Raw genomic sequence first — 19,388 nt, forward strand, 5'->3', positions numbered from 1 at the left:
TCGCGCAAATCAAACGAATAAGCTTTCATCGGCAGAAGGTACGTCCAAATCCGTAAACTATCCTGAAATCCGCTCTAGTTTCTTGACTTCCTAAACAGATTCATTATCCTGCTGGCTCCCCGCCAACTCATTCAGTATTTGGCTAATTTCGGCGGCGCGGCTGATGATAATGAGGTGCCCACCAGTGAGGCTGTACTGAACCTGCACTTTTCCAAGTGGCAGCAATCGGTCGTGGGTGCCGTGAATGCGGATGACGGGCGTTGCGGCCCCGCCCGGCCACTGCAACAACCGGGCAATGGCCCAGCGGGTGAAAGACGGGTTGGTGTCTTGCAGAATCTGGCGGAGCAGCTGGTATTCGCGGCCGTTTTTCACGCCAAAAAACCATTGCGCCACGCGCGGCAGGCGCGGCAACAGGTGAGCAGGCAGCAGACGGTACAGGCCCGTGGCACGCGCCAGCCGCCCCAGCCAAGGCAACTCGGCCGGACCCGCAAAGCTGGAAATCAATACCACCCGCGCCAAGGGACGGAGTGGGGCAATTTCCTGAGCCAGCACGCCCCCGAACGAAACACCAACCAGCCAGCAGGGCTGCTCCGTTGGCACGGCCGCTGCCAGGCGGGCGGCGTAGTGCGGCAGGGATTCTTCAGCGGTTTGGGGCGCCAGCCAGCGCAGGATGTGAACCTCGCCCCGCAGCCGTAGAAGCCGAAACACCCGCTCATCCGCTCCCAGCCCGGGAATCAGGTAAAAAACGGGCAAAGACAGCGCCACGCCCGCTACGAATCGAGGCGCACGAACACGCCTTCGAGGTAGAAGATGTTGTGCGGCTGGGGGTCGTCGGGGCCTTCTTCGTCGGTTTCATCGTCTTCGAGGGCCGGGTAAGTCACCGAGAGCTTCAGGGCTACGCTGGGCAGCGGCACGGGCGGCTTTTCTTCCGAATTGTATTCGAGCAGCGCGGGCCAGTCGGCGGTGGCGAGGGCATCGGCGACTTCTTCCTGCAAGGCATCGGCGCGGGTATGGGCAAGGCTCAGGAGCGTATCGAGGGCTTTGAAGGGCAGCGCGAGGTGAAAGAAATGCGTTTCGTTGTCGAACAGCGTGGTGGCCCACACCGTCACGTCATCGGTGTTGTCGAAAACGATGGCCACAAGGTGAATCTGCTCCACGAAGAAGTCGGCGTCGTCGGCAATGCTGTCGCTCAATAGCTTGACCACGGATTAGACCACAGATTTAACAGATTTCAACGAATGAAACAGATTTTTTGTGGTTATGCACAAATGTAGAACGAAGCGACCAAGTCCTGTCGGGCACAACCACAGAAAATCCGCTTCATCCGTTGAAATCCGTTAAATCTGTGGTCAGGAACAGCTCCAGCGTAATATGGTCGGCCAGCAGCTTGCCCGCATCGGTCAAGGTAAGGATTTCGTGCTGAATCGTGGCCCAGCCGTTGGCTTGCAGCTCGGCCAGGTAGGCGGCGCGGGTGCCGGGCAGGTCCAGGCCATGGTGGGCGCGCAGGTGGGCCAGGTCGCAGCCGCGGGCGGTGCGCAGGGTGGTGAGCAGGTATTCGTTGGCGCGGTCGGTGGCTGTAAGGGCGTCGAGGGTCACGGGCACTTCGTTACGCTCCAGCACGGCGGCCACGTATTGCGGGTTGTTGGCGAGGGTGAACTGGCGGTCCACGCCGTCGTAGCTGTGGGCACTGGGCCCGAGGCCGAGGTAGGGCACGCCGCGCCAGTAGTTGCCGTTGTGCCGGCTCTCGCGGCCGGGCTGGCAGAAGTTGCTGATTTCGTACTGCGCATAGCCGTGGGCACGCATGGCCGCCAGCAGCATTTCAAACTGCGTGGCCACAAACTCATCGGGCGCGGGCTTGAACGTGCCTTTTTGGAGCCGGTGCCCGAAGGCCGTGCCCGGCTCAATGGTAAGCGCATAGGCCGACACGTGCGGCACGCTTAGCGCAAACGCATTGGCCAAATCGGCCTCCCAGATGTGGTGGCCCGGCGCGGGCACGCCGTAAATGAGGTCGATGGAAATGTTCTCGAAGCCCGCATCCTGGGCCCGGCGCACAGCGGTAGTCGATTCTTCGGCGGTATGGGCGCGGTTCATCAGCCGCAGGTGGGGCTCGTAGAAGCTTTGCAGGCCGATGCTGAGGCGATTGATTCCGGCCGCTCGCAGCTCCTGCAGCTTGGCGGCACTCAGGTCGTCGGGGTTGGCTTCGAGGGTGACTTCAGCCTGCGGGGCGACGGTGAAGTGGTGGTGAATGGCCATAAAAATCTGGTCCAGCTCCCCGGCCGTGAGCAGCGAAGGCGTACCGCCGCCAAAGTAGATGGTTTCAAGCACCGTGTCGGCAGGCAGATAGGCGCGGCGCAGCTCCAATTCCCGCACAATGGCTTCGACCAAACGGCTTTTTAAGCCCAGCGAGGTGCTGAAGTGGAAGTCGCAGTAATGGCAGGCTTGCTTGCAGAAGGGGATGTGGAAGTAGAGGCCAGCCATAAACGATGAATGCGGAAAGTCACTTTGCTAACCAATTCTCAACCAACAACAATTCCCATCAGCACGCGGCTTGCACGATACAAAGGTAGGCGCGGCTCAGAGGCGGTAATACAGATAAAACCACCTAGATAACATATTAAAATTTACAATAATATTTGTCTAATATTATATCAACAATAAACTGATTTACAGAGCATTTTAATCAATAATTTTCCATACATAAAGTCCAATTATTTAAACTTTTACGTTGGGGGGCTTTGGGTAATGGCGTAGGTTTGACTCGAGGAGACACACGAGTCTTCGATGATTTTCCCGCCCTTTATTCTCGGCACATGCAATCCACATCATACCCTTGGCTACTTGTTTGCTCACTACGAATGCGTATGGCCCTGCTGACTGTGTTGTTCAGTTACGGCTGCACAACCTCGGCCCAGGCCCAAACCAGTCCGGCGGCCGACATTCGCTCAAAGCCTGCGAAGGCCGCCCCAACGCTTTGGCACAACATTCTCAAATTCAATCCGCCGGCCTTGCTAGTACAAAGCGTTTCCGTTTTCTATGAACATGCCCTGACCGACCGGTTGAGCGTGGTGGTGGGCTACAATTGCGCAGGCAAGAACTATGGCTTCAGTCGCGCCATTGAGAAAGATGGCAGTGGCTTTCGGAGGGGCACTATAGAAGTGCGCCGCTACGGTAAGGGAGCCGGCCTACAGGGCTTTTACCTGGGCTCCTATCTGCGTTTGGGGAAGCTACGTGATGGCTACTATGTCTACGACCCGCCCTCACAGCACATCACGGGCGAGTGGCGAACCGAAGAAAATGTGGTAGGGGTGCTGGGCTTTATGGCCGGCATTCAGGTAATTGTTTTGCAGAGGTTTACACTGGATGGATTTGCTGGACTACAGGCGCAGCATGTGTTTGGTGAGGTAAATAGCGCCAACGAATTTGTTGAAGTCATGACCGGAGGGCTAAATGTTCGCGCGGGGGTTACCGTTGGGGTTGCTTTCTAATGAGGGGACCAAGCGCTGGATTTACCTTCGGGAAATTAAACGCCGGCTTTCGCGTTATCTCCCCGAATGACTACCCGGTTCCTGCTGCGCATTTGGGGAATACTGCTGCTGGCCTACCTGACGATGGGCCCGACAGCCCGCGCCCAAACACCCGGCCTCGACCCCACCGCGCCCAACCAACCCGGCCTAGCCTCCCCGCCCCTGCCGCCGAAGGCCGCGCCGCCCGCGGCCCCCTCGGCACGCCGGGTACTGGCCCACCCGCGCGTGCTAGTGCTCGATGCCGAAGCTGCCGACCGCCCGCTACTGCGCCGCTTCAAAGCCAAGGCGACGGTGCCCGACTCGCTGAGCGCGCTGCGCGAAGTGCGGCAAATAGTGCTGGCCTTGCAGGGCGACGCCTACCTCACGGCCTCGGCCGATGAGATGCGCTGGACCCGCGACACGGTGCGGGTGCGCCTGTACGTGGGCGAGCCGTTTCGCTGGGCCTACCTGCGCAACGGCAACCTCGGCGACGGCCTGCTGACGCGGGCGGGCTACCGCGAGAAGTTTTTCCGCCACAAGCCGTTTGTGCCCGACGACTGGGTCCGGCTGCAGGAGCGAATTCTGACCGAAGCCGAAAACCAGGGCTTTCCCTTTGCCACCGTCGGGCTCGATTCCATTCGTCTTGATGGGCACGACATTGCGGGGCGGGTGGTGTTGAAGCGCGGGCGCGTGGTCACGTTCGACTCGCTGCAAATTGTGGGCAATACCAAGACCAAAAAGCGCTTTCTGACCAAGTACCTTCAGATTTTTCCGGGCCAGCCGTTCAGCCAGCAGCGCGTGGCTGCCGCCGCCCAGCTGCTGCGCCAGCTGCCCTACGTGAAGCTGCGCGCCGAGCCGGAAGTGCGCTTTGCCAAGGGCCTGGCGCGGGTGTATCTGCTGCTCGATGACCGGCCCAGCAACCAGTTTGATGCCGTGGTGGGCATTTTGCCGAACTCCAACACCGCCAAGACCGGCGTGCAGTTCACCGGCGATGTCACCATCAACCTGCGCAACCTCCGGGGCGGCGGTAAGCAGGTGGGGTTGCAATGGCGCAAAACCGACGCCCTCTCGCAGCTGCTCGATGCGCAGTACGTGCACCCCAACTTTTTCGGAACGCCGCTGGAATTGTCCGCCTCGTTCAACCTCTACAAGCAAACCGACGCCTTCACCACCATCAAAACGCGCGTGCAGGCCACTTACCCCACGGCCCGGGCCGGGCGCATCAGCTTCTTTGCCGAACAGCGCGGCTCCTCGCTCGACTCGCTGAAGGACGTAACCCAACTGCCCGCCAACCTCGATACGCAGTACAACTCCTACGGCCTGGCCTACGCCGTCACCAACCTCGACGACTTGTTTTTCCAGCATCGGGGCTACCTGCTCACCCTGCAAGCGGCCGTCGGCACCAAAAACATTATCAAGAATTCCCAGCTGGCCCCCGAGCTGTACGCTGATATCCCGCTACGCTCCACCCAATACACGTATGCGCTGCGCACCGAGCGCTACTTTCCGGTGAAGCGGGCGGGCGTGTTGCTATTGCGCCTGCGGGCTGAGGGCCTGCTCAGCCCGCGCCTGTTTACCAACGACTTGCTGCGATTGGGCGGCCTGAATTCGCTGCGCGGCTTCAACGAAAACCAGTTCTACACCAGCTCATTCGCGCTGGCCACGGCTGAATTCCGGCAGTTTATCGGGGCCGACTCGTACGTTTTTGCTTTCGCCGACCAGGCCTACCTGCGCCACGACGTACCCAACGACCGGTTTAGCGACCAGCCCACCGGCCTGGGCGCGGGACTAAGCTTCCGGACGGCGGCGGGCTTGTTTCAGTTCGTGTACTCAGTGGGCCAGTCCAGCAGCGCCAACCAGCACTTTGCGCTGAGCACCTCGAAAATCCATTTTGGCCTGACCAGCCGCTTTTAAGCGGGCTGAGGCGGCCATTTCGTCCGGGTTTTTTGGGCCAAAAACAGGAACCCGGCCAGCTTGGCCGAAAACGGAAAAACGTCACTAAAAAACCCGTCAATACGGCTGATATTCAGGGCAGATAAACTTCGATTCAGATTGGTACATCATTTGTAATAATAGCACCGAAGCCGCCCCTAAAACCGGCTCCCTGCCATGAAATTTATCAGCCCGAAATTCATTCGTTCCATTGCCCCTCAGCTCGACCTCCTGAACACCATCGGTGGCGGTGTGGCCCAGCCCCAGCTCCGTGTCGACCAGCGGCCGAAGGGCGTGGTGTTGCGCGTGGCCATGCCCACGGTGCCCGCCGACAGCTTCCGCGTGGTGCTCAATCAGCAAAAGCTAACGGTGTTTGGCGAGTACCGCCACGAGCCCGATGACCAGCTCGCCGCGCCCCTGTTCGTGCAAACCCTCGACCTGCCCAACAACCTCGACCTGGCCCGCATCGACGCCGTGCACGAAGGCAATGAGCTGCAAGTGCGCATCCCCTTCCTGAACCCCAGCGACCAGCAGCGCGAAATCGACATCCGCCATAATTAAGCGCAAGCCTACTAGCTGCGCTCATCTACTCTACCAACCAGTTATAACGCCGGGACCGACCGGCACCGCAGTCTACGCATAACGCCGGGGCCGACCGGCAGCCTTTCCGAAGTCATCTGGGTTTTCACTCTTGAGCCACCGCCAGCAGCGGTGGTTTTGTTTTTGTGGGCCGACCAATTTGAAATGTCTGTCATCCTGAGCGTAGCGAAGGACCTTATCACGTTCGCAACGGGAGGAACTACTGCTAACTTTTCTAGCGTGATAAGGTCCTTCGCTGCGCTCAGGATGACAGAAGGCTATACGGCCTATATCATCCAAACAGCGGGATAATCAGCACGAAGCTCATGAGTAGGGCCAGGTAAAACCAGCCCATTACCTGGCCCCGGTAGCGGCGCGGCAAGCGGTTGCTGAGCACCAGCATGGCCACGATGACCAGCACCAGGTGCGCCACGAAAAACACCATCGTCTTCACCCAATTGCTGACAATGGTGTTGTGCTCCTGGTATTGGTTCGACTCGCCCAGGCCCGACGTCAGGTACTGCAAGCTGTAGAACGCCACGGTTTCGAAGGCGACGAACAGCAGCAGGCCCGCCAGCAGCGCCGAAGCGGATGATTTTTCGGAAACGTCGGCCATAATGGTTTCGGGAATTTACGGGCGCGGCCGGCCCTGCACTTCGGCGCTACGGGCTTTGATGTACAATTCCTCTACCTTGGTACGAGCCCAGGGCGTGCGCCGCAAAAACGTGAGGCAGGACTTGATGCTAGGGTTTTCGGCAAAGCAGTTCATGCGCAGGCGGGCATCAAGCTCGGGCCAGCCGTAGGCGGCCACGAGGTACTCCAGAATCTGGGCGAGCGTGACGCCGTGCAGTTCCCGGATGAGGTGGCCGGCTTCGTCGCGGGCATCGGCGGCGCGGAGGAAAGACATAGGCAAATAGTCGACGGAAAGTGTAAAGTTGGCGAAAAGCTGCGGGCTGGCGCACGATGGCGACGGGCCCGTCGTTATTTTTGGGCGTCACGCCCCATGCCCCTCACCCCGCTCGCCCCTTCCGCCCCGCCCACCGTGCCGCGCCCCGCGCCGCGCCGGCCGTGGCGGCGCGTGCTGCTGGCGGGCCTGCTGGCACTGCTGCTGCTGGGCGGAGCCTACTACCTGCGCCACCAGGTGCAAATGAACCGCTACGCCCGCCGGGCCTGGGCCACGCTCACCAAAGGCGGCCTCACAGGGCGTGAAAAAACCCCGCTGCTGGCCGGCTTTTCCGTGCACGGCATTGATGTGTCGGCCTACCAGGGCCGCATCGACTGGCCCGAGGTGGCCCGCAACAAGGTCCGGTTTGCGTTCATCAAGGCCAGTGAGGGCGCCACCTTGCGCGATGCCCGCTTTGCCCGCAACTGGCGCGAGGCCCGGGCCGCTGGGGTGCTGTGCGGGGCCTACCACTACTTCCAGCCCAACCGCGACGGGAAAATTCAGGCCGACCTTTTTGCGCACACCGTGCCCCTGGCCCCCGGCGACCTGCCGCCCGTGCTCGACGTGGAGGCGGCCAATTTCCACGACGTGGCCGTGTTGCGCCGCGAGGTGGCCCGCTGGCTGCGCCTCGTGGAAGCGCACTACGGCGTGCGGCCCATCCTCTATTCCAACCATAGCTTCTACCAGCGCCACCTGGCCGGGCATTTCGATGACTACCCCCTCTGGCTGGCCCACTACGAGGTGGAGCGCCCCACCCTGCCCCGCAGCAAGTGGATAATCTGGCAGCATTCGGACGAGGCCTACGTGCCCGGCATTCGCGGCGTAGTCGATTTTAACGTGTTTCAGGGCAGCTTTGCGGCGCTTCAGGCCTTGCGGGTGCCAGCCGCGCCGCAGCCAGCCGGGGCCCTCCAGCCAGCGGCGCGGCATGAAAAAAACCGTCCGGCCCGCCGCTCCCACTGAAGCAGGCGAGCCGGACGGCTCAGCTGGCAATAGACGCCGGAAGGACTACATTTTGTCTTTCATCTTGTCGTCCTTCATCATCTTGCCATCGTGTTTCATCATTTTGCCGTCTTTCTTCGCCATTTTATCGTGCATCATTTTGCCGTCGTGCTTCATCATCTTGCCGTCGCCTTTCACTTCTTTTTTAGCCATTTTGCCATCGACTTCTTGCGCGTGAGCGGCCAGGAACGTACATGACAGGGCGACGGCCGAAGCCAGTTTCAGGAGGGTCTTCATGGTTTTGGTTGGGGTTAGGGGGTTGGGTAAAAATCTGAACGAAAGGTTAGCTTTGATTGTAAATTTCAGATGAAGTTGACCGAAAAAGCCAAAATTCTGTATGTCCGACATTGCCTGTTGCTATTGTTGGCACTGGCGCTGCTGGCCTCGTGCGGCGGCAGCCGTAGCGCCAGCAATAGCAGCAAGGCCCCGCGCGGGGCGGCGGTGCAGAAAGGGCTGGGCTCGTACTACGCCGACAAATTCAACGGGCGGCCCACGGCCAGCGGCTCCATCTATCGCCCCGGCCAGATGACGGCGGCCCACAATACCCTGCCTTTCGGCACCGTCATCCGGGTCACCAATACCCGCAACGGCCGCTCAGTGGACGTAACCGTGACCGACCGCGGCCCGCACACCAAAGGCTACATCGTGGACGTATCGCGCCGCGCCGCCGTGCAGCTCGACATCATCGAGGCCGGCGTGGTACCGGTCTTGGTTACCGTCATCAAACCCGCCAGCGCGCCCTAAACCGCCGGTCATTCTCCTGCTAATTCCTGCCCCATGAACATTCGCAAAAAAGTGCGCTGGACCCTGCCGCCCGGCACCAACCGCTACGCCGCCCTCGACCTCTGGGTGCCCGCCGCCGAAGACGAAGGTTGGAGCGAAGACGAGGTGCAATACGTCATCAACGAAGTGGTGGAAGCCGACGACGATGCCGCCGGCCTGGAAGTACTGGCCTGGTACACCGCCAAGTAGTAGCTGCCTCGAGAGGCCGTCATGCAGAGCGTAGCGAAGCATCTCGCGTGCCTTGGTAAACCAATCGATTGAATTACTGCTCCACGCGAGATGCTTCGCTGCGCTCTGCATGACTGTTCTTTTGCACAACTGCTCAACGGAACCCAATAAGGTTAGCCACCGATATCGATGCCAGTGGGGGCAGCGGGCTGGTCGGCGCGGGGGCGGCGGCGCGGGGCCTGGTCGCTGCCGAAGCGGTAGGTGAAGGTGAGGAAGCCGATGCGGGTTTCTCGCTTGATTTGGATGTGGAAATCCAGGCCCGGCGCGTAAGCCTGCACCTCAAACAGCTGCGTGTTGAACACGTCCGAAACCCGCAGCGAGAGCGTGCCCCGGTCCTTGAGCACGTCTTTTTTCAGGGCCACATCAGTAAAATAGATGGGTTCCAGCCCGCCCAGCGTGGGCCCTACCTGGCGCGAGCGGTAGGTGCTGGTGAGCTGCACATCGAAGCCCTTGACGGGGGTGATGGTGGTATTGAGGCGGCCGGAATAAGCGAGGTTGCGGTTGTCGGCCTCGTTGTTGAGCATCGACGACAGCTCGTTGCGGTAAAGCGAGCCGTTGGCCACCACGCGCCACCACTTGGCCAGGGGCAGGTTGAGGCTGACTTCCAATCCATAAGTGCGGTTGTGGCCCACGTTGATGTAGGACGTGCGCGTGATGGTAGCATTTTGGGTGGCGACGCTGCCCTGGGCATTGCGGCGGGTGGCGGCCGTATCCACGTCTCGGAAGCGCTGAATGGAATTGTTGGTTTGGCGGAAAAAGGCGGTGCTGGTGAGGGTGATTTCGCCCCAGTTTTTCTGGTGGCCCAGTTCCAGGGCGTTGATGTTTTCGGGCAGCAGCCGGATGTTGCCCACGCGGTAGTTGCGGGGGTCGCCGTAGTTGGGGAAGGGCAGCAGAATGGGCAGGTCGGGCCGGTTGATGCGGCGGGCGTAGCTGAGCTGCAACCGCTGCTCGTGGGCCAGCGCCCGCGCCACCGTGGCGCTGGGAAACAGGTTGAAATAGGAGCGCGCAAACTTCTCGCCCGTGGTGCGCAGCAGCCCAACGGTGGCCGTGTACTCTACCCGCAATCCGGCCTGCACCGTGAAGGGCCCGAATTCGTTCTGCGCCTGCCCATACGCGGCCGGAATGACTTCGGTGTAGCGGTAGCTATTCGAGAGCGCATCGAGGCGCAGCAGCTGCCCATCGGCCGCGGCACGCAAGAAATCGAGGGTGCCGTCGGTGCTGCGGTAGGTGGTTTTCAGGCCGGTTTCCATCCGTCCTTTTTCGCCGATGGGGTTCACGTAGTCAGCCTGGACCGCGCCCTGCCGGATGGCGAAGCTGGTGTTCTGCTGCTGACGCAGGCTGGTGGGCAAGTCGGGATTTTGGTACTGCTCTACCAGCTGCTCGCCATTTACGGGCGTGAAAATGGCGCTGGCGGTTAATTCCCGGCGCTTTTTGGCGGCCCAGGTGCGGCGGTAGTCCACCGAAAAATCGGCCGAAGCGGAATGCGAAGCCGTGTAGTTGCGGCTGTATACGCTGTTGGTTTCCACCCGGTTGGGCTGGCCGGGGCTGCGGAACGTGGTGGCGAGCTGGCCAGTTTGCTCCTCTGGGGTATTCACGCGGTTCAGGCGCGGCACGGCCGTGAGGGTCAGCGTTTGCTCGGGGCTGAGGACGTAATCCAAGCCCAGGCGCAGGGCGTGCGTGAGGCTGCCCGCCCGGTTGTCGTAGTGCAGCAGGGCGTCGGTGCTGCGGTCGTCGGTGGCCGAAATCTGAGCCGTGGTGTAGTGGTTGGTAAGGTGGTCCTGCCGGAAATCGTAGCTGCCAAAGTAGTTGGCCTTGCCCTGCCAGCGGTTCAGGCTCACGGAGGTGTTGTATTTGTCGCCGGTGCCCACAGTGGCCGCTGCCTGCCCGTTAAAACCGTCTTTCTTCTGCTTTTTGAGCACAATGTTGATGATGCCGCCCGCACCTTCGGCGTCGTAGCGAGCCGAAGGATTGGTCATCACCTCCACGGTTTCAATCTGGCTGGCCGGAATCTGCTCCAGGTTCACGGAGCGCCCCCCACCGGCCGCGCCCGTGGGTTTGCCGTCGATGTAGATGGTCACGTTGGGGGTGCCGCGCAGGCTCACGGTGCCGTTCTGGTCCACGCTCACGGAGGGCACATTTTGCAGCACGTTCACGGCGGTGCCGCCCACGCTGGTCAGGTCCTTGGCCACGTTGATAACCTTTTTGTCGAGGTCGTCCTGCACCACGGCCCGCTGGGCCTGCACCGTCACCGAGCCCAGCTGCGTGGCCGTGGCGGGCAGCCGGAGCGTGCCCACCGAAACCTCCGGTGCCCCCGCCGACAGCACCACCGCCCGGCGCACCACGCGGTAGCCCAACGCCGATACGCGCAGCTGGTACGTGCCCCAAGGCACTTTGCTGATGATAAACGTACCCGTCTCTGTGGTTTGGGCAGCGGTTACCAGCGTCGAGTCGGCGGCGTACAGGAGCACGCCAGCAAACGGGACCGGCAGCCCGGTGCCGGCATCATGCAACGTGCCGCGCACCACTCCGCCCGACTGCGCGGACGCACCCAGCGAAAACAGCAGCAACAGGCTCCAGCAGCAGCGCTGCGCCAAGCGGGCAAGAACAGTCCCCATCATTAGTTGAGCTAAAAAGCAGATTCCACAGGTACTACTGCTTCACAGGGTTATAGGCCGCGGCGGCTTGGTTGATGTCGGACACCTGCGCGGTCGAAATCAGCCATTTTTCCTGCTGCTTCAACACCGTGTAGGTAATCATGGCCTGGTTGTCGCCCTGGCGGTTGTATTCCTGGTCCACGCCATCGGGCGGGTAATACCGGCCGATGTACACCACCTGATGCACCACGGCCACGGTCGGCGCCGCAAAGCGCACCGACACCTGTTCGCTGCGCAGCAGGGTATTTTTAAACATGCCTTCGTGGTAGGCTTGCAGGGCCTGGCGCACGGCGGCGCGGCCCTGCCACCACATGCCCACGTTGGTCACCCAGTCCACATCGGGCGTGGTGTAGGTGGCCAGGTCGCTGTAATTGTGGTTGTTCCAGCTTCGGACGCAGGCACTCACCGTGGCGCGCACCGCCGTTTCATCGGGGCTGAGTACCGGGGCTTTCTGGCCTTGCGCTTTGCCAACCAGTCCCACTACCAACAGGAATAGACCTAGGAACTTCATTATAAAGAATCGAAAATTGGAGTTGAGAAAACCAATCACCAGCACAGCTCACCGCCCAAGGCTTTAACATCAGGCGGAAAAAAGCTCATAAAAATGGTGCATTGAATTAAAGTTAATATATATTATTCTATACGCAAACCAGCTATAAGTCGAAACGCCCGAAACTGCCCTATTGAGGCGGTTTCGGGCGTTTTTATTCGCTATTATTGTTTTGCTGCTGCTGGTTTATGCCGCTACTTCCGGCTATTGGCGGCGGCTGGGCGCAGGGGTCGGCTGCCACGCGGCGCGCAGCCACGCGCCCGCCAAGGCCGCTAGCCCACCCGCTAGTCCCGCCACCACCCCCGCCACCAGTACCAAGGCCGGCACCGAACCGCCCAATGGCAGCAGCTGCGCCACCCGATGCGCCAACAAGCCCTCGTTCTGGTGGGCCAGCCACGCGGCCGGCAGTACCCAACTCAGTCCGCCCCCGCTAAAGCCTGCCCAAAACGCCACCCGGCCCGAGGGCGCTATGGCCAGCCCCACCACAAACGCCACCACGGCCACGCTCCACCACGGCAAATCCAGCTGCACGGCAGATGCCAGCACCAAAATGAGTATTGGCAAAAGCCAGGGATTGCGCCAGTTCATGCCGGCAAAGGTAAACGCTGCGCTTAATGAAGAATGAGGAATGAATAATTAGCTGTCAGGGCCAAAATTCTTCATTCTTCATTCTTCATTCTTCATTCTTCATTCTTCATTCTTCATTCTTCATTAAGCGCAGCGTCCAGCACTTCGGCATCGTTATTCGCCGGCGAATTCACGCGCTTGCTGATGACGTACTCGCGCATGGCCGCCGCGTCGTAGGGCAGCAGCAATTGCTGGTGAGCGGCCAGGCCCAGGCCGTCGTCCAGCCAGGCGCGCTCGGCGGCGCGGGTGGGCAGGATGACGGGCATGCGGTTGTGGATATTGGCCATCAGGGCGTTGGGCTCGGTGGTGATGATGGTGAAGGTAGGATGCAGCTCGCCGGTGCTGCGGTCCAGCCACTCGTCCCACAGGCCGGCAAAGGCGAACGGCTGCTCGTCGCGCAGCAAAATGCGGTGCGGCACCTTGCCCGCCGGCGTAGCCTGCCACTCAAAGAAGCTGTCGGCCAGCACCAGGCAGCGCCGCCGCCCCAGCAGCTGCCGAAACGAAGGCTTCTCGGCCAGCGTCTCGGCGCGGGCATTGATGGGCTTGGGGCCGGCAGCGGGGTCCTTGCTCCAGCTGGGCACCAGGCCCCAGCTCAGCAGCTGAATCTGGCCGGGCGCGGCGTTGGTGATGATGGGCAGGCGCTGCGAAGGCGCGGCGTTGTAGGTCGTGGGGGCCGGCTCGGTGAACTGGGCGTCGAAACGCTGCTCAATGGCGGGCGCGGGGGCAATGAAGGTGTAGCGGCCACACATGGGAAAGAGAGGAAAGCAACCAGAAGCTTACGCGCTGATACCCGCCTTCGTTGGCAGCCGAAATAGCGACTGAAATTGTGATGGGCTGCTCAGGGCCAAAAGCCTGAACGGTGCAACCGCCCAAACTTCGGCAGCTATCGCAGTTGCGCAGCTGGCTGCGTTACTTTGACAAATTTTTTTCGCATGGCCCATTCCCTCCCTCATCAACCACGAGTCGTTTCAAAAGTGGGGTTCTTTCTTTGGGCCATTGCTGCCTTATGGCTGATTTCGGGCATTGGCTCGCGGGCACGGGCCCAGGTTTTCTTTGGCAAAAGCGGCCCGGTGACCGACTTTACGGGCCGCGACGAGGCCGTCCGGTTTCCTTTGGTGGTGGAGGGGCTGGCGGCCCGGACTACGGCGCAGTTTGGGCTGGAAGGCGCCTGCCTCAGCATCACGCACCCCAAAACGGCCGATTTGAAAATTGAGCTGCTGGCCCCGGACGGCACCAGCGTCTGGCTCACCAACCGCAACGGCGGCGACCACGGCGCCGACTACCGCGCCACCTGCTTCCGCATGGACGGCTTCAACGGCTACGTGTACGAAGGCAAGTCGCCCTTCACCGGCACCTACATTCCCGATGGTAAGCTGCAATTCTTCAACCAGGGCCTGAACCCCAACGGAACGTGGTACCTGCTGGTGCACGACCTGGCCGCCGGCAATGCGGGCAGCCTCGACCAATGGAGTCTCAGTTTCGGCCCGCACCCGGCCCAGCCCGATTTTGCACCCTGCAACCCCAAAAGCGCCGCCGCCTGCCGCTGCCCCGATGGCACGGGCACCTGCGATTTGCTGCCCGACCTGGTGGTTTCGGAAAAGATTCTGCGCGAGCTGCACCAGGAATACGGCGCCTCCGATGCCACTTACCCGCGCCAGATTCGGCTGGCCGTGGCCACGGCCAATATTGGCTGGGGCCCCATGGAAACGCGTGGCACCGGCCGCTGGACCTGCGGCGCGCAACCCGCCAAAGACGGCCGCGTGACTTGCCCCGACGGCCAGCGCGCCCGCCAGGAAATTGTGCAGGTGATTTACCGCCGCGAAGGCGACCGCCTGGCCTCGCGCACCCGCGTGGCCGGCAGCAACTACTTCGACGAGCGCCCCGGCCACAACCACTACCACGCCGATGCCTGGGTCGACTTTACCCTGCGCCGCCGCCTCCCGCGCCAGCCCGACCCGCGCCGCTGGCCCGTGCTGGGCAAGGGTACCAAAGCCAGCTACTGCCTCTTCGACTCGGGCAACTGCGGCGAGGCCGACGGCGTGTGCCAGAACGGCCGCGGCCAAACCGTGGGCCAAGGCACCTTGCCCAATTTCGGCTTTGGGCACTACGTGGATTGCGAGGCCGCGACCCAGGGAATTTCCGTGGGCGGCATCGACCACTACGGCATCAGCTTCGAGGGACAGGCCATTCCTATTCCGATGGGGACGCCCAACGGGAGCTACTACATCGTGGTGGAAGTAGACCCGTTGAACCTGTACCAGGAATCGGACGAAACCAACAACGTAGTGGCCATCCCCATCGAGTTGAAGCTGCAATCTACTGCAACTAAATCACTGAATACCAACAGAAGGTTAGTACCAAAAAAGCAATAGCTCGAAAAACAGCTGGACGTTCAAGGAGTGTCAGGACATGTTCAACGAGCGAAAAAGCATATTCAGCTAACATTATATAAGGTCTGCTGTAGGCGAAATTATTTTTGGGAAAACTCATCCCATAAGGTAACGTCTATGCAAACTTTCTTCCTCCTCTTGGCTCGAAAGCGTAGCTTTCTGAGTCTCCTGTTCCTCTTCGGAGCTTTGCGCGCCCAGGCCGACTGCAACACGCCGCGCCTCATCCGCTCGGCACAAGCCGGGAACTTTAACACTGGCAGCACCTGGGTGGGCGGCGTGGTCCCCACTTCCTGCGACTTTGTGGTCGTCGACCACGCCGTGACGCTGGATATTTCCTTCACCGTGGGCCAGAACGGTAACGGCGGCCTGAGCGTGACCAACGGGGCCTCGCTCACCGGCACCGGACAAACCATCAGCATTACCGGCGGCGCGGCCTACACCTTCACCAACAACGGCACGGTCAACATTGGCTCGATTAGCTTCAACGGCAGCGGGGCTACGTTCGCCAACAACGCCACGGCCACGCTCAACACCAGCCAGACCTGGAATTCGGGCAGCTATATTGAAAACAAGGGCTACCTGACGGTAAATGGCAGCATCCTGCAGGCGGATGGGGTGCTGCGCAACGATGCCATCTACGGCACGCTGACCGTGAGTGGCACCGTGACGCTGAACGGGGCCAGCAAGTGGGACAACACGGGCCGCATCGTGAGCACTGCAACTGACGTGTCTAAAAGCTTCTTCCTGCAAGGCACCAACGCCTCTTTTTACAACCGGCCCACGGGGCGGCTCAAAATGCTGAATGGCGGCCTGTACCAAGCCGCTGGCACCATCATCAACAACGAGAACTACATCGGGGTGCTGAACCTGGAAACCCACGACGGCGCGCTGATGATGAACACCGACTCGGTGATGGTGGGCAGCAACTTCATCAACGGCGACATTTTTTCGAACTACGCCGGGGCCAACATCCGCATCGGGGCCAACTTTACCCAAATCAACAAAACCGGCTCTATTCTGAGCAACGACGGCTTTGTGCAGATTATCGGCAACTTCTCCAACGACAAGGCCATTGGCGGCAACGGCGGCGGCTACACCATTGGCGGCACCTCGACGAACACCTCCAACGGGCAGGTAACCGGCACCGTTGACATTTGCGACCCGAGTGTGTCGGGCAACAATGCCAACAACCTGCCGAACATATTCGACTCCAACGCCAACACGAACCAGGGCACGAACTACGGGATTTCCACCACTACCACGCGCTGCCAGTACGTGGCCCCCACGGCTTCGCTAAAGGCCACCGACATCACGGGTGCCGGCGAAGTGTGCTCCGGCAGCACCGGCAAGGTGTACTATGTGCCGGTGGTGAGCGGGGCGACCAGCTACATCTGGACGGTGCCCAGCGGCTACACCATCACGGCTACTTCGCCGGCGGGCACCATTTCGGGCGGCGGCACCACGGCCATCATCAACACCACCAATACCACCGGCAACGTGAGCATCACGGTCACGATGGGCACTGCCGACGGCGTTATTACCCTCAAAACCGTTGGCGCATCGGCTTCGGCCTACAACTACACGTCCAAGCTGGTGAAGGTATCGACCGGCAGCGGGCCCAGCACGCCGGGTGCCATCACCGGCACCGGCGCGGCTGTGTGCTCGGCTAGCGGCGGCCTCACCTACAGCATTGCGCCCGTGAGCGGTGCCAGCACTTATACCTGGACCGTGCCCAGCGGCTGGACCATCAACTACGGCCAGGGCACCACCAGCATTTCGGCCACGGCCAACGCAACGTCCGGCAACGTGACCGTGACGGCCAGCAACGCCTGCGGCACCAGCGCGGCAGCATCCTACGCGGTGGCGCCTTCCGCCACCCTGACGGCTCCCACCATCAGCGGCCCAGCCGCGCCCTGCCAGAACACCAGCCAAAGCTACACAGCTACTGCCGTGAGCGGCGCCAGCGGCTACCTCTGGACCGTGCCCAGCGGCTGGAACATTCAGTCCTACTCCTCGGGAGGGGCTACCGTCAACGTGACGACCGGGTCGACCTCGGGCAACGTAACGGCTGCTGCCACCAACAGTTGCGGCACCGGCCCCACCAGCGCCGGCTACGCCGTGGCCGTCGGCCAGAACCTGAACGCGCCTTCGTTTACAGCAAGCAGCGGCTCTACGAACAGCACCAACCCCTGCGCTAACAACGGCGGCTACATCTACCAGGTAACTGCTCAAACCGCGGCAACCTATAACTGGACATTGCCCAGCGGCTGGGTAGTAACCTCGCCCACGGGCATCTCGGGTACCACCTTCAGCACCAGCACCAATGCCATTACCGTAACGCCCAACAGTACCGCCGGCACCGTCACGGCAACGCTTTCAGGGCCCTGCAACGGCTCGCCTACGCAGAACACCCAGCTCAACGTTACGCCGCAGGCCCAGCCAGCAGCCCCGGTTATCACTCCCGGCAGTAGTGCGTTCTGCGGCGGCGTGTCCAACACCTTTACAGCTACGTTTGCAGTTGGCGCGGGCACCGTGGCCTGGACCGGTCCCGCGGGCTGGACGTTCGGAACGCCCACCACTACCCCTACTAGTTCGACTGTAGTGGCTACGCCCGGCACCAATGCCGTGGTCGGCAACATTACGGCCACGCTCACTAATAGCAACGGTTGCACCAGCCCCACGGCGACGGCTGCTGTCACATCTGGTTCTACCGCGCCGGGTACCATCAACGGCTCAGCGCTTCCGACAGCCTCTAAAACGGGTCTGGTGTACAGCATCACCGCCGTGAGTGGCGCGACGAGCTACAACTGGACGGTGCCCACCGGCTGGGCGATTACCGCCACCACGCCTGTTACCGCTGGTCCCTTCGGCGGCACCACGCTCAATACTACGGCACCTAGCATTACCGTTACGAGCGGTACAACCGCCGGCACCATCTATGTATCGGCCAGCAATGGCACCTGCACCAGCGCGGCCAGTGCTAAAGTGGTAGACATTAACCAGCCGACTGTTTATACGGCGGTGGCGTACAATTCCATTAAGAAAGCCACTTGCTATGCTGCCGGCGATGTGCTCTACAGCGCGACCGACGGCAACGGTGCTATTACAAATACTACCGTCACCTCAGGCTCTTTGCCGGCGGGAGTAGCGTTGGCTACCAACGGCACCCTCAGCGTGAGCACACCCGCCAGCCTGCCCGCTTCGCCTCCTAGCTTCACGGTAACAACGACCGATGTAATGACCGGCCAAACCCAGAAGACATTTACCCTGACTTTTGGCCCAGACCAGGCTGCTACCCAGGCCACCGGCGTGCAAAAGGTGCTGGAAAGCTACGCCAACAACGACGTGCTGATGACTTATTCCGACCCGGATGGGGCCATCACCACCATTGCGCTGGCCAGTGGTAATATTCCCGCCGGCACGGCTCTGCAGATATCCGGCAACAACGGCGTGCTTATCGTAACCGACCGGACCAAACTCAGCCCCGGCGCCTATTCCTTCACCGTCACCACCAGCAACGGCACGTGCAGCATCGGCTCCAGCAATACCGCGTCGGCCGTCACCCTGGGTAACAGCCGCGCCCTACCCATCGAGCTAACGGCCTTTAGCGGTCAAGTACTCAGCAGCGGCCAGGTATTGCTCACCTGGTCTACGGCCCAGGAGCTGAACAACCTGCGCTTCGACGTGCAGCGTTCCGCCGACGGTGCGGCCTTCAGCACCATTGGCGAAGTGGCCGGCTCGGGCACGACTGCAACGGCCCACTCCTACCGCTTCACCGATGCTACCTCGCTGCCCAGCAAGGGCCTGACGTACTACCGCCTTCGCCAGGTCGATAAGGACGGTGATTTCCATTACTCGCCGGTACTCGCCCTGCTGGCCTCCACCAAAGCCGCGCGCCTGACCGTAGAGCTTTCGCCCAACCCCACGCAGGATGTGCTGCACGTACTGATGGCCGGCCCCGAAGGTGGGCAGGAACTCACCATCTACGCGCTGTCGGGCAAGCTGCTGCTGCACCAGTTAGCCGAGGCTTCCGCTACGGTATCTGTGCAGCAGCTACCGGCTGGCATGTACCTGCTCCAAGTGCGCACCGCCGACGGCCAGCAACTTACCCGCCGCTTCGTAAAAGAATAATCCGGAGAGTGGTCAGTCTTCCATAAAAAAGCCCCGATGCTCGTGAGCATCGGGGCTTTTTTACGGGCA

18 protein-coding genes are annotated in these 19,388 nt (G+C 61.2%); 8 read left to right on the forward strand and 10 right to left on the reverse strand.

From position 1 onward, the window contains the following. Positions 1 to 90 precede the first annotated feature (90 nt). The 3 genes from JKL48_RS15895 to hemW all read right to left on the reverse strand — a co-directional run bounded on the left by JKL48_RS15895 (position 91) and on the right by hemW (position 2,478). Entirely contained in the window at positions 91 to 753 is a 663-nt protein-coding gene (locus JKL48_RS15895) for an alpha/beta hydrolase (RefSeq protein WP_201984234.1), read from the reverse strand. A gap of 17 nt (positions 754 to 770) precedes the next feature. Next, the gene (locus JKL48_RS15900; RefSeq protein WP_201984240.1) at positions 771 to 1,205 is read right to left on the reverse strand and encodes a hypothetical protein; all 435 of its coding nucleotides are present in this window, start codon (positions 1,203 to 1,205) and stop codon (positions 771 to 773) included. 115 nt (positions 1,206 to 1,320) lie between these two features. After that, complete coding sequence (hemW, locus tag JKL48_RS15905) at positions 1,321 to 2,478, reverse strand: radical SAM family heme chaperone HemW (RefSeq protein ID WP_201984256.1); 1,158 nt, start codon at positions 2,476 to 2,478, stop codon at positions 1,321 to 1,323. A 383-nt stretch (positions 2,479 to 2,861) separates the two neighbouring features. Between hemW and JKL48_RS15910 the strand changes: the two genes are divergently transcribed. The 3 genes from JKL48_RS15910 to JKL48_RS15920 all read left to right on the forward strand — a co-directional run bounded on the left by JKL48_RS15910 (position 2,862) and on the right by JKL48_RS15920 (position 5,996). After that, positions 2,862 to 3,485 carry a hypothetical protein gene (locus tag JKL48_RS15910; protein ID WP_201984259.1) on the forward strand — a complete coding sequence of 208 codons (624 nt, stop codon included), beginning with the start codon at positions 2,862 to 2,864 and terminating at the stop codon, positions 3,483 to 3,485. A gap of 66 nt (positions 3,486 to 3,551) precedes the next feature. Then, positions 3,552 to 5,417: a POTRA domain-containing protein gene (locus JKL48_RS15915; protein ID WP_201984262.1), complete on the forward strand. Its 1,866-nt coding sequence runs from the start codon at positions 3,552 to 3,554 to the stop codon at positions 5,415 to 5,417. Between the two features lie 195 nt (positions 5,418 to 5,612). Continuing rightward, entirely contained in the window at positions 5,613 to 5,996 is a 384-nt protein-coding gene (locus tag JKL48_RS15920) for an Hsp20/alpha crystallin family protein (protein ID WP_201984264.1), read from the forward strand. A gap of 310 nt (positions 5,997 to 6,306) precedes the next feature. On the opposite strand, the gene JKL48_RS15925 is transcribed toward JKL48_RS15920, so the two are convergent. Both JKL48_RS15925 and JKL48_RS15930 read right to left on the reverse strand, forming a co-directional pair. Further along, positions 6,307 to 6,630, reverse strand: coding sequence for a hypothetical protein (locus JKL48_RS15925; protein ID WP_201984267.1), 324 nt, complete (start codon positions 6,628 to 6,630; stop codon positions 6,307 to 6,309). A 15-nt stretch (positions 6,631 to 6,645) separates the two neighbouring features. Further along, positions 6,646 to 6,921: a VF530 family protein gene (locus tag JKL48_RS15930; protein WP_201984268.1), complete on the reverse strand. Its 276-nt coding sequence runs from the start codon at positions 6,919 to 6,921 to the stop codon at positions 6,646 to 6,648. Between the two features lie 96 nt (positions 6,922 to 7,017). Between JKL48_RS15930 and JKL48_RS15935 the strand changes: the two genes are divergently transcribed. Further along, entirely contained in the window at positions 7,018 to 7,917 is a 900-nt protein-coding gene (locus tag JKL48_RS15935; RefSeq protein ID WP_201984269.1) for a glycoside hydrolase family 25 protein, read from the forward strand. Positions 7,918 to 7,962: 45 nt separating this feature from the next. Here JKL48_RS15935 and JKL48_RS15940 read toward each other — a convergent pair whose 3' ends face one another. Continuing rightward, a complete protein-coding gene (locus tag JKL48_RS15940) occupies positions 7,963 to 8,193 on the reverse strand; it encodes a hypothetical protein (RefSeq protein ID WP_201984270.1) in 231 nt (76 codons plus the stop codon). Positions 8,194 to 8,262: 69 nt separating this feature from the next. Between JKL48_RS15940 and JKL48_RS15945 the strand changes: the two genes are divergently transcribed. Both JKL48_RS15945 and JKL48_RS15950 read left to right on the forward strand, forming a co-directional pair. Continuing rightward, positions 8,263 to 8,700 (forward strand): septal ring lytic transglycosylase RlpA family protein, encoded by a 438-nt coding sequence (locus JKL48_RS15945; RefSeq protein WP_201984272.1) that lies wholly within the window; start codon positions 8,263 to 8,265, stop codon positions 8,698 to 8,700. A gap of 33 nt (positions 8,701 to 8,733) precedes the next feature. Then, a complete protein-coding gene (locus tag JKL48_RS15950) occupies positions 8,734 to 8,928 on the forward strand; it encodes a hypothetical protein (protein ID WP_201984273.1) in 195 nt (64 codons plus the stop codon). 152 nt (positions 8,929 to 9,080) lie between these two features. On the opposite strand, the gene JKL48_RS15955 is transcribed toward JKL48_RS15950, so the two are convergent. The 4 genes from JKL48_RS15955 to JKL48_RS15970 all read right to left on the reverse strand — a co-directional run bounded on the left by JKL48_RS15955 (position 9,081) and on the right by JKL48_RS15970 (position 13,547). Further along, positions 9,081 to 11,585: an outer membrane beta-barrel protein gene (locus JKL48_RS15955; RefSeq protein ID WP_201984282.1), complete on the reverse strand. Its 2,505-nt coding sequence runs from the start codon at positions 11,583 to 11,585 to the stop codon at positions 9,081 to 9,083. A 31-nt stretch (positions 11,586 to 11,616) separates the two neighbouring features. After that, positions 11,617 to 12,132, reverse strand: coding sequence for an SgcJ/EcaC family oxidoreductase (locus JKL48_RS15960; protein WP_201984305.1), 516 nt, complete (start codon positions 12,130 to 12,132; stop codon positions 11,617 to 11,619). Positions 12,133 to 12,375: 243 nt separating this feature from the next. After that, positions 12,376 to 12,735 carry a hypothetical protein gene (locus JKL48_RS15965; protein ID WP_201984308.1) on the reverse strand — a complete coding sequence of 120 codons (360 nt, stop codon included), beginning with the start codon at positions 12,733 to 12,735 and terminating at the stop codon, positions 12,376 to 12,378. Between the two features lie 137 nt (positions 12,736 to 12,872). After that, complete coding sequence (locus JKL48_RS15970; RefSeq protein ID WP_201984317.1) at positions 12,873 to 13,547, reverse strand: SOS response-associated peptidase; 675 nt, start codon at positions 13,545 to 13,547, stop codon at positions 12,873 to 12,875. A gap of 183 nt (positions 13,548 to 13,730) precedes the next feature. On the opposite strand from JKL48_RS15970, the gene JKL48_RS15975 reads away from it, so the two are divergent. Next, positions 13,731 to 15,170 (forward strand): proprotein convertase P-domain-containing protein, encoded by a 1,440-nt coding sequence (locus tag JKL48_RS15975; RefSeq protein WP_201984326.1) that lies wholly within the window; start codon positions 13,731 to 13,733, stop codon positions 15,168 to 15,170. Between the two features lie 156 nt (positions 15,171 to 15,326). Continuing rightward, the gene (locus tag JKL48_RS15980; RefSeq protein ID WP_201984344.1) at positions 15,327 to 19,319 is read left to right on the forward strand and encodes a T9SS type A sorting domain-containing protein; all 3,993 of its coding nucleotides are present in this window, start codon (positions 15,327 to 15,329) and stop codon (positions 19,317 to 19,319) included. The last annotated feature ends 69 nt before the right edge of the window (positions 19,320 to 19,388 follow it).

Origin of the sequence: Hymenobacter rubidus, assembly GCF_016734815.1 — a bacterium.
GTDB classification, from domain to species: Bacteria; Bacteroidota; Bacteroidia; order Cytophagales; family Hymenobacteraceae; genus Hymenobacter; species Hymenobacter rubidus.